At 46.2% G+C, this 9698-nt stretch carries 10 protein-coding genes and 1 pseudogene; 3 read left to right on the top strand and 8 right to left on the bottom strand.

Annotation, left to right across the window (positions count from 1 at the left end; all coding sequences use genetic code 11):
• From H6G03_RS38175 to H6G03_RS20510, 6 genes and pseudogenes are all read right to left on the bottom strand, one after another.
• Positions 1-89 (bottom strand): annotated as a pseudogene (locus tag H6G03_RS38175) (transposase); the annotation flags it as partial.
• Positions 90-455: 366 nt separating this feature from the next.
• Positions 456-629, bottom strand: coding sequence for a hypothetical protein (locus H6G03_RS20530; protein WP_190467589.1), 174 nt, complete (start codon positions 627-629; stop codon positions 456-458).
• A 258-nt stretch (positions 630-887) separates the two neighbouring features.
• On the bottom strand, positions 888-1250 hold the full coding sequence (locus tag H6G03_RS20525) for a hypothetical protein (protein ID WP_190467586.1): 363 nt from the start codon (positions 1248-1250) through the stop codon (positions 888-890).
• A gap of 454 nt (positions 1251-1704) precedes the next feature.
• Entirely contained in the window at positions 1705-1959 is a 255-nt protein-coding gene (locus tag H6G03_RS20520; protein WP_190467583.1) for a hypothetical protein, read from the bottom strand.
• 344 nt (positions 1960-2303) lie between these two features.
• Positions 2304-3482: a M20 family metallopeptidase gene (locus tag H6G03_RS20515; protein WP_190467578.1), complete on the bottom strand. Its 1179-nt coding sequence runs from the start codon at positions 3480-3482 to the stop codon at positions 2304-2306.
• Positions 3483-3677: 195 nt separating this feature from the next.
• Positions 3678-5261, bottom strand: coding sequence for a calcium-binding protein (locus H6G03_RS20510; RefSeq protein WP_190467576.1), 1584 nt, complete (start codon positions 5259-5261; stop codon positions 3678-3680).
• Here H6G03_RS20510 and H6G03_RS20505 point away from each other — a divergent pair.
• From H6G03_RS20505 to glmS, 3 genes are all read left to right on the top strand, one after another.
• Positions 5253-5621, top strand: coding sequence for a hypothetical protein (locus tag H6G03_RS20505; RefSeq protein ID WP_190467574.1), 369 nt, complete (start codon positions 5253-5255; stop codon positions 5619-5621). The genes H6G03_RS20510 and H6G03_RS20505 overlap by 9 nt on opposite strands.
• 799 nt (positions 5622-6420) lie before the next feature.
• Positions 6421-6666 carry a photosystem I iron-sulfur center protein PsaC gene (psaC, locus tag H6G03_RS20500; RefSeq protein WP_015175986.1) on the top strand — a complete coding sequence of 82 codons (246 nt, stop codon included), beginning with the start codon at positions 6421-6423 and terminating at the stop codon, positions 6664-6666.
• A gap of 337 nt (positions 6667-7003) precedes the next feature.
• On the top strand, positions 7004-8905 hold the full coding sequence (gene glmS / locus H6G03_RS20495; RefSeq protein ID WP_190467571.1) for a glutamine--fructose-6-phosphate transaminase (isomerizing): 1902 nt from the start codon (positions 7004-7006) through the stop codon (positions 8903-8905).
• A gap of 178 nt (positions 8906-9083) precedes the next feature.
• Here glmS and H6G03_RS20490 read toward each other — a convergent pair whose 3' ends face one another.
• Positions 9084-9302 carry a type II toxin-antitoxin system HicA family toxin gene (locus H6G03_RS20490; protein ID WP_190467568.1) on the bottom strand — a complete coding sequence of 73 codons (219 nt, stop codon included), beginning with the start codon at positions 9300-9302 and terminating at the stop codon, positions 9084-9086.
• A gap of 67 nt (positions 9303-9369) precedes the next feature.
• The gene (locus H6G03_RS20485) at positions 9370-9612 is read right to left on the bottom strand and encodes a type II toxin-antitoxin system HicB family antitoxin (protein WP_190467564.1); all 243 of its coding nucleotides are present in this window, start codon (positions 9610-9612) and stop codon (positions 9370-9372) included.
• Between the last annotated feature and the right edge of the window lie 86 nt (positions 9613-9698).

Genomic DNA, 9698 nt, shown 5'->3' with positions numbered 1-9698 from the left:
CGGAGACATTTATTTCGCACAAATTGAGCAGTCCTAATTGCTTCATCAATGGCTTGGTATTGAGTTGTTTTCCCTTGAGCTTTAAATTCTCAAACTATCATTTAACTTGGAAAACCTCTACGTCAATTAGTTTAACGCAATTCGAGTCTAAACGGAAATCGAGACGGCGACTAAAGTCGCTTATCGACTTATCCCCATGTCTAAAGCCAGGGGCTTGCGTCTCGCTTTTCGGTCAAGGGTTGGTTGCTAGGACAACAAGCGCAACCTTTATTTGGCATTCAGTGGAATACTTTATGGGAAACGCCCCTGTCAACGCTGCGAAATCAGTTGAATATCAATTTATAAATTGGCGATGCTGTAGCGATTTATTTAAATATTTGAGACGAGGATAATATACCAGTAGCTAATCATAAACGAACGGGAACAAATAATAATTATTGATTTATAATTACTCTTTAGCGCGTTCCCGCACCTTGGCTGGAGTCGGGGCTACCTTGATTGGGAGGCTCGTAATTCTCTAGCTGCATCGCTTTGCCGGAGCTTATCGTTGCTAAGCTGGATTCGACATATACAAATTGAACTCCCACAATTAAACTAAATACGCCTATAATTTTAAGTAGAGAACCCATAGCATTCGCCTGAACTGAACACTATATAATATCCGGTATTGATTGGGGGCTCTCAGTGATAAATGAGTTAATGTAAATGTGATAATAATATAAAAATTTAGTGATGTATTTACTGTGGATAACGTGACTGGATCTAACAAATATAAGTGATTCAGATCACAAGTAAAAGATTTACTGAAAGTAAATTTGGTGCAGATGGGTCATTTTCAGCACATAGCGCGGTTATTGCGAGAACAGGGGGGCGTCCCCTTGCTCATCTTATTTCTCGAATCCAAAGCCGATCGCAGCTTTCGATCGCATTATACCGAACCATCGACTGATGCTTTTGGGACGGGCGATCGTCCAGATATTGATGACCAGACAAATACTTCCCAGACACAGCAGGATGTAGGTAGGGGCCATGACCACCCCGATCGCCCACCAGGTAAATACGTGCAGTATCATCAATAAAGCAGGAATCCAGGCAATTACAGCAGCTCCAGCTATCTGCACTTGCGGGCGATCGAGTACTGCCAGAATCAGTGTCTGCAAAGTCAAAACCAAGTTTGCAGGAACCAAAAACGCACAAATAGCAACGCAGTGGGCGCGTGAAAACTCAGATAAGGTATTCAAATCAATCATATAAATAAATTGGATAGGACACGAGAGATCGAGGTAGACTTTATTTCTTTTTTTTGGGAGTCCAAACGTTTGTGAACATCATCAAAAATGCGCCCAGGACAATGACGATCGCCAGAGTGACCGCTATTATATTCTGCCAATCAGTAGTTTCCATTTGCTTGTTGGGGTTTTCAGAGCCATATCGAGACAGGGATTACTTTAACCTAGCTTAATTTCCGCAAAAGCTCAACCAATCCGTAAGCATTCAGCTGTCAGGTATCAGCCCAGAGCTTTGGGAGGAATTGACTCGAAGCAGTTTAACAAAGGCTACGGAAACTTAGGCGCTCTCGGTCGCATTAGCTGACGGCTGACTGCCCTACGGTGAATAATTACACCAATCCAGAAAATACAAGGTTGTTCTCGCTGCCCATTCTGGCCTTAGCATAACGGGCATATGGATGAAGGGAATTTCCTATTAAAGCTCTGTTGGCGTTTCAGGTGCGATTTCAATTCCCCCTTTTTCTTTTACTGTTTGTCGATCTGTAATCAAATCACTCAATTCGTGAATTTCTACCCCTATATCCTCACAAGCTTGCTGTAGTTTTTTCTGAAAAGTATTCACATCTTTTCCATAGCCACACAGATGAGTAGCGGTTTCAATTCCCTGCTTTGCATTGGCTTTAGCACAGTCGATCAAATCCGTACCGAGAAGTGGTGTAGGTGATGCCATACGATCGAATATTTCTCCATTTTTGCATTACCAGTACCTTAAATAAAAGCAAGGATGCGCTGCATCCCTCTGAGGAATTAGAGCAATTTGGCTTGATTCCTTCTCGTTGGGTATATCTTCAGAGAGGTAAATCCAAAAAACCAATATAAATTTAACCCTGGTAATATCACTATTGAAAAAGTTTAATTAAAAATTAAACATAATTGGGCGTTCATTTTTAATTTTTACTCCCTGACCGCCGTAAGACGATCGATCGCAAGTTACCTGTTGTTCTTTTCTCCCCCACTCTCCCGCTCCCCCACTCCCCCCAAAGCATACATATTCTTTGCGCGGTCAGGGAGTAATTAATTATCCTGCCAGTATTTGCAGGCAGCATAGGCGAGAGTGACAACACCGGTAACGATCGCAGATTCATCCACCTCAAACTGAGGATGGTGTAGGGGGTAATTTTGTTTGTCTTTCAAGCCGACACCGAGACGAAACATCGCACCGGGAACGTATTCGAGATAACGAGAAAAGTCTTCCGCGCCTAATGAAGGTTCGGGTAAAATAATGACGCGATCGCTTCCCCAAGCTTCCCTTGCCGCCGTTTCCAACATCTGATTCAGGAGAGGATCGTTTTGCACACCCGGCACGCCCTGCCTGTAGTTTAATTCATAGCTAGCACCGTAAGCCTGACAGACATTGGCGACAATTTGTTCGATCCAGCCAGGTAAGGCTTGACGGGTTTCTGGGTGCAGCGATCGCACAGTTCCCAGCAACTTCACTCGATCGGCAATCACATTCGGCGCACGTCCGCCAGAAATTTTACCAATAGTTAGCACTACCGGGCGCAAGGGATTTTGCGTGCGGCTAATCGCTTGTTGGAGAGTAGTAATTACTTGTGCAGCGATCCAAATAGCATCGATCGCTTCGTGAGGTCTAGCGCCGTGACCCGATTCACCAATAATAATAATTTCCAGATCGTCTGCCGCTGCTGTTAAAGCACCGTACCGGATGCCTACCGACCCCCCCGGAATCGTCGGGAAAACGTGAACGCCAAAAATGCCGCGTACCTTATCCATCACCCCATCTTGCACCATCCAGTTAGCACCTTGGGCAATTTCTTCTGCCGGTTGAAACAGGAAGCGAACATTACCCGCAAACTCTTCTCCCAGTTCCGCGAGAACCATTGCCGTTCCCAAACCGACTGTAGTGTGAACATCGTGACCGCAGGCGTGCATAACTCCCGCTTCGCGAGAGGCGTAATCGAGGGTAGTGCGTTCCTGAATGGGTAGGGCGTCCATATCCGTCCGAATTGCCAGCAGTCCAGCATCCTCCTTTTTACCCTCAAGTTCGCCGATGACTCCGGTTTTGCCAACTGCTTCTTTAACGTGGAGACCGCAGGAAGACAAAACTCCCGCCACATAAGCAGCTGTTTGGTACTCTTGACCGCTTAATTCTGGGTGAGAGTGGATATGGCGGCGAATTTCAATCAGACGCGGTGCTAGTTTGGTGGCGATGTTTTTGATTCGGGTAAGCATGAACTGTTGGGTTTAACAAGCGAAGCTGTTTACAAATATTAACCTCGAAAACAAAAAGCGATCGCACCAATTTTCGGTAAAAGTGCGATCGCAAAAGAGGGATGAATGACCTATCGCCTAAATTTTCCGATCCTGCTTGTAGAAATCCCCTGATTCTTGGCATCAGGGGATAACCCTGAAGACTTTGAGCAAGTCTTACATCATTGCAGCCATCATTCCACCACCCATCATCGGATTGGTGCCGCCGCCACCGACGACATCACTTCCACTGCCGCTAAAAGGAGGAGGAAGCTCATCGAGAGACTTCATTCCCTTATCGATCTGCATAGCGAGTCCGGGAGGCAGACCCTTAATCTTAGCGATCGCTTCATAGTCCCCAGTTTCGATCTTAGAACTGAGCTTAGTAGAAGGTAGCCCGTTCGTACCGACTGTGATGTTGTCCGCAGTCAGCTCGCCATTACTGAACAGGGTGATTTTGTATTCCTTGCTGAACTCAAAGACGGTGAAGTAAGTACCGCTGCTGGATTGACCGCTCTTGAGGATGTCGTCCAACACCTCTTCTGCATCCCCATAGCCAAAGTCAGCTACACATAACTTGTCTTTTTCTGCATCGAAGTTGTAGATGGTGTAGTTACCACCAGTTAAGGTATCGGTGCTGCCACCACCGGACATGGTATCGGTGCCGTTACCACCGGACATAGTATCGGTGCCGTTACCACCGGACATAGTATCGGTGCCGTTACCACCGGACATAGTATCGGTGCCGTTACCACCGGACATGGTGTCGCTGCTGCTCTTGGTATCTTTCGGGCTGTTAGTGATCGCAAAAGTGTCTTTGCCAGTGCCGCCCACGAGGGTATCTTTACCAGTACCGGCATAAAGGACAGTACTCTTGCTACCGCCGATCAATACGTCATTGCCATCGCCACCGAAGAGATAAGCATCGGCAGAGCCACCGTAGAGAACATCGTTACCTGCCTCACCAATTAGGTAAGCGCTCCCTTCACCTGCGATGAGTACGTCATCTTCTTTTCCACCAATCATCAGGTTGTCGCCCTTGCCACCGATGAGGACGCCGGCACCTTTGCCTTCCTCAACTTCGAGCAAAACATCTTCGTCATCGGTAGCGATGATGATTTGCTTGTTGCCACTACCTGTACCGCTTCCTTCCAAGGCAATTTTGAGCAAACCTTCTTTGTCGGTAGCACCATCAAAGTCAGGAGATGCGATGTAACCTTTATCTTTACCTTCCAAAAGGTATTCCTCGAAGGCGTTAGTATATTTACCCTTGTCGAGGGAATCTTGTACGCCTTCATTCAGTTCCTTGTAAAGTTTGAAGTCGAACTTCTTACTGATAGTACGCTCTTCTTTTAACCCAAAGGTAACTAAGTGTTGGTAGACGGTGAATTCGCCACTCTTAACAGCGTCACCGACATCTTTATTTTCTTGTAGGTACAGATTGACATCGATCAGGGGGTTAAAGGCACGATTCTCTTTGGTTCCATAGGCATTCCAATGCTGGAACACATTTGTAATAGTCCCTTTTGTAACTTCGTCGGCGACATCTTTATTCTGCTTTAGGTACTCTTCTCGATCGAAGTAGGCGTTGGGGATTTCGCCTGCGGACGCACCTTTTGTAATGTAGTACTGGAAGGAGCTGGAGACGTCTCCTTTCTCGATCGCTTTCTTAACATCGTCTTTCTTACCATAAAACTTGGCGTCAAATCCAGCGCCGACACTGCGACCGTCTTTTTCTCCATATTTAATGGCGTGTTCCAAGTAACCGACTTCACCTTTAGAGGCGGCATCCTTTACATCCGGATTAGCTTCCGCATATCCTTTGACATTGAAGTAATCGGTACCGAGCCCGCGCCCCTCTTTGTCGCCGATCTTCAGAATGTGATCGATCGCTGTGGCTTCGCCAAATTCACCTGCTTTAATCGCATCGTCAACATCTTTATTCTGTTCCCGGTATTTGACAACATCAATCGCTTCGCAGGGGTTAAAGTCCTCCTTCTTGCCAATTTTCTCGTAGTGTTCTTTGGCATCCTTGACTTTCCCTTCTTTCTTGGCCTTGTCGATCTCCTTCTTATACTTTTTGCTGTAGTAACCTTCGTCAAAAACGTCTTTCACACTTAACGACATACAATCTCTCTCCCGCAAATAAATTTTGACAACGTTTTATCTTCTGTGCTTCTGTTGAGTACAGAAGGGTAGATACGTTACCCCGAATTGACGGTGTTTTAAAAGACTGGGTTCCCACTTCCAAAAAATTATTTTTTTTGACTTTGCGATCGTTTTTTAGATGAAAATGGGAAGTATACCAGCCATTTCTAGCGGTATATTTGTGCCAGTAATTTTCACAAGAAAGCTAGTATAGATTAACACGATTATCGATTATATCTACCCTAAGATAGATACCAAAAGTATGAGGATTTTATGTCCAGCCAAACTTACTATTTTCAATTTCGGCGTATAGTTCTGGCTGGATGCAGCATAACCTCAAAATGATTAAGAGTAAGCGATCGCAACAGCAAGTAATTTTTAAGTTTTCGTAAAAATCTCAGGCAAGCAGAGGGAGAGGGGTTAGGGGTTAGGGGCTAGGCATTAGGGGCTAGGCATTAGGGGTTAGGGAAAGTCAATCATTCAAAAATTCCTCCTCTTCTCTCTTCTCTCTCCCTCTTCCGTCTCCCTCTCCCTCTTCCGTCTCCCTAATCCCTAGCCCCTAACCCCTAACCCCTTTCTTTTGACTTTTAGCTCCCCCGCTCCCCCGCTGGGTCATGAGCGTGTATTACGTTCTTTAAAGTTTTGCTGACTTTTGCACAAGTGGCTGAAAGCCCTGCGGTAAACTAAGTCTCGATCCTGAGAAGCTTATCGTTCAAATCTGCCCAAAGCAGATACTTGCAGTTGTTGAGCCTTCATTTGGAGTCTTTATTCCATGTCTCATTCCGTAAAAATCTACGATACCTGCATTGGCTGCACTCAATGCGTCCGGGCTTGCCCAACTGACGTACTGGAGATGGTTCCCTGGGATGGCTGCAAAGCCGCCCAGATTGCCTCATCTCCCCGTACAGAAGACTGCGTAGGCTGCAAGCGGTGCGAAACTGCTTGTCCTACTGACTTTCTCAGCATTCGGGTTTACCTGGGGGCTGAAACGACTCGCAGTATGGGCTTAGCATACTAGACAACTTCTTTGGTACTGACTGCTAAATGCCTAGTGTTGAGTGGAGATTGTGCGATTTTTATGGCCTGTTTTCGCTCTTGACTAGGTGTTTGGCTAATTTGCCCCTTATGCAGCCGATAGGGGCTAGGATATCCGGAGGAGTGAGGGTGTGGCGAAAAGGGGGAAAGGCGGAACCATTATGTACATTTTCTGTGGCTCCCCCGCTCCCCTGCTCCCCTACGCTCCCACTCCCCCGCTCGTCCCTCATTCAGGCTTGACGTTATCCGGATAGCTCAGTAGCTTTGAGCAAGTACGTCTTATGAGACGATCGCGATCGAAGTATAGGAGTTGCGGCTAAATGTGCGGAATCGTTGGCTATATAGGTACCCAAGCAGCTAGCGAAATTTTATTGGCAGGATTAGAAAAACTGGAATACCGGGGGTATGATTCTGCTGGCATTGCCACAGTTTGGGAGGGTGATGTTCATTGCGTGCGGGCGAAGGGGAAGCTTCAGAACTTGCGGGAAAAACTAGCAGGTAATGAAAACCCAGCCCAAATTGGCATCGGACACACACGCTGGGCTACCCACGGCAAGCCAGAAGAGTATAATGCACATCCTCATATGGATACTGCCATGCGAGTGGCGGTGGTGCAAAATGGCATTATTGAAAATTATCGGGAGTTGCGCGAAGAACTCAAAAGCAGAGGACACAAATTCCGTTCGGATACGGATACAGAGGTAATTCCCCACTTAATTGCGGAATTTTTAGCCCAATCTGCGACTGCCACTCCCGCCCACTCTCCGTCTCGGTTAGTGGAGGCGGTGCGACAAGCTGTGAATAAACTGGAGGGGGCTTTTGCGATCGCAGTTATCGGTGCAGATTATCCCGATGAGTTGATCGTAGCCCGACAGCAGGCTCCTTTGGCGATCGGTTTCGGATCGGGAGAGTTTTTCTGCGCTTCGGATACACCGGCGATCGTACCCTATACTCGCACGGTGCTGACACTGGAAAATGGCGAACTCGCTCGCCTGACGCCCCTGGGAGTTGAGGTTTACAATTTTGCAGGGGACAGGCTCAGAAAAACTCCCCGCACGCTCAACTGGAACCCCATCCTAGTCGAAAAACAGGGTTTCCGTCACTTCATGCTCAAAGAAATCTACGAACAGCCGGGAGTAGTGCGGACTTGTTTGGAAGCATATTTAAACAGCGATTGGCATTCTTCTAATGGTAAGCCGCCAGTTAACTTGTCTCTGCCTGCGGAACTTTATACAGACTTAGAGCAAATTCAAATTGTGGCTTGCGGAACAAGTTGGCACGCTAGTTTAGTTGGTAAATATTTGCTGGAACAACTAGCGGGAATTCCCACCACAGTACAGTACGCTTCTGAGTTTCGCTACGCACCGCCACCGCTAATGCCAAATACCCTGACGATTGGGGTTACCCAATCAGGGGAAACAGCAGATACTCTAGCTGCTTTGGCAATGGAAAAAGAGCGTCGCATGAATCAGCCGCCGCAATTTAAACCGCGACTGTTGGGGATTACTAACCGCCCTGAAAGTTCTCTCGGTTTGTTAGTATCTCACCTCATCGATACTCACGCGGGGATTGAGATTGGCGTGGCGGCAACTAAAACATTTATTGCACAGTTAGTGGCGTTTTACTGTTTGGCAATAGATTTGGCTTATCGCCGCCAAACTTTGTCTGCTGATTCTCTAGAGAAAATTCTGGAGGGTTTGCGCTTGCTTCCTGCGGAAATTGAAATGATTTTAGAGGTTCAGGAGAGGTATATCGAAGAGTTAGCCCACGGTTTTGTGGATACTCAAGATTTTATCTTTATCGGTCGGGGAATTAATTACCCAATTGCTTTGGAGGGGGCGCTGAAACTGAAGGAAATCAGTTATATTCATGCGGAAGGTTATCCGGCTGGGGAAATGAAACACGGGCCGATCGCATTATTAGATGCTAAAGTACCTGTGGTGGCTATTGCTATGCCCGGTGGCGTTAATTACGAGAAAGTTCTCTCCAACGCCCAGGAAGCCAAAGCCCGCGATTCCCAGTTAATTGGGGTAACGCCGAAGGATGAGGGAGAAGCAGCAGAAATATTCGATCGCCTTTTACCGGTAGCGATGGTAGATGAAATTCTCTCTCCAATTGTGACGGTAATTCCTCTGCAATTATTGGCTTATCATATTGCAGCACGTCGCGGTTTAGATGTGGATCAACCTCGCAATTTGGCGAAGTCGGTAACGGTGGAATAGTTAATTATTAGGTACGTAGTTGCGCTTTAGCGCTAAAGCGCAACTACATACCTTCACCTTCCTTTTCACAACCCAACAAATGCGGAAATTTAAGCTTTTCGATAAAGTCACCTTGTTACCCTCTTAATGGGGTAGTGCAGTCCATATTTAGTTGGTAATTATCTTTAGCTTTATTCCTCTATAAATTTTGCCATTCATCTTGTGAAATTCCTGCTTGTTTCAAAATTCTTCCTAGCAAACTCTCTCTAATATCTCCTTGATGTGGGTTGGGAATACGAACTCGGAGACCATCCCTGAGCATAAATTGGTGTTTTTTCCCTGAAAATGGGCCTTCAAAGCCAGCAGCACGCAAAGCTGCAATCAAGTCGCGGCGGGAGATCGGGCCAAAAGGTGGCATTATTTAATACCCTCAAATTAGCGTAACCTTATACAATTACCAAAAAATAAACGGAAAAATTTGGGCATTAGGCAACAGATTCGACTTTTAAGGTTATGCCGTCGAATTCCGGCAATTGATGACCCATAGCAATCCCAATCAGTATCCATTCCTCCAGCACTTCTAATAGTTCCTTGCGACAGCTTTCCAACGTACTACCTGTTGCCCATACACCAGTTGCACCAGGAATTTCGCCATAAAAGCCTTCACCTTCTTCAAGCATTTCGTAGTGTGCCGTTTCCATCGCTTTCTGAATATATTCCTGAATCATTCTCAACCTCTAATTAAGTCGATCGCACTATTAATTACTGCTTCTAATCATAGCCAAAATATCGGCAATTTGCTATAATAAAACAT

Origin of the sequence: Aerosakkonema funiforme FACHB-1375, assembly GCF_014696265.1 — a bacterium.
In the GTDB taxonomy this organism is placed as follows: Bacteria; Cyanobacteriota; Cyanobacteriia; order Cyanobacteriales; family Aerosakkonemataceae; genus Aerosakkonema; species Aerosakkonema funiforme_A.
This window is presented reverse-complemented; position numbering and strand designations above follow the sequence as displayed.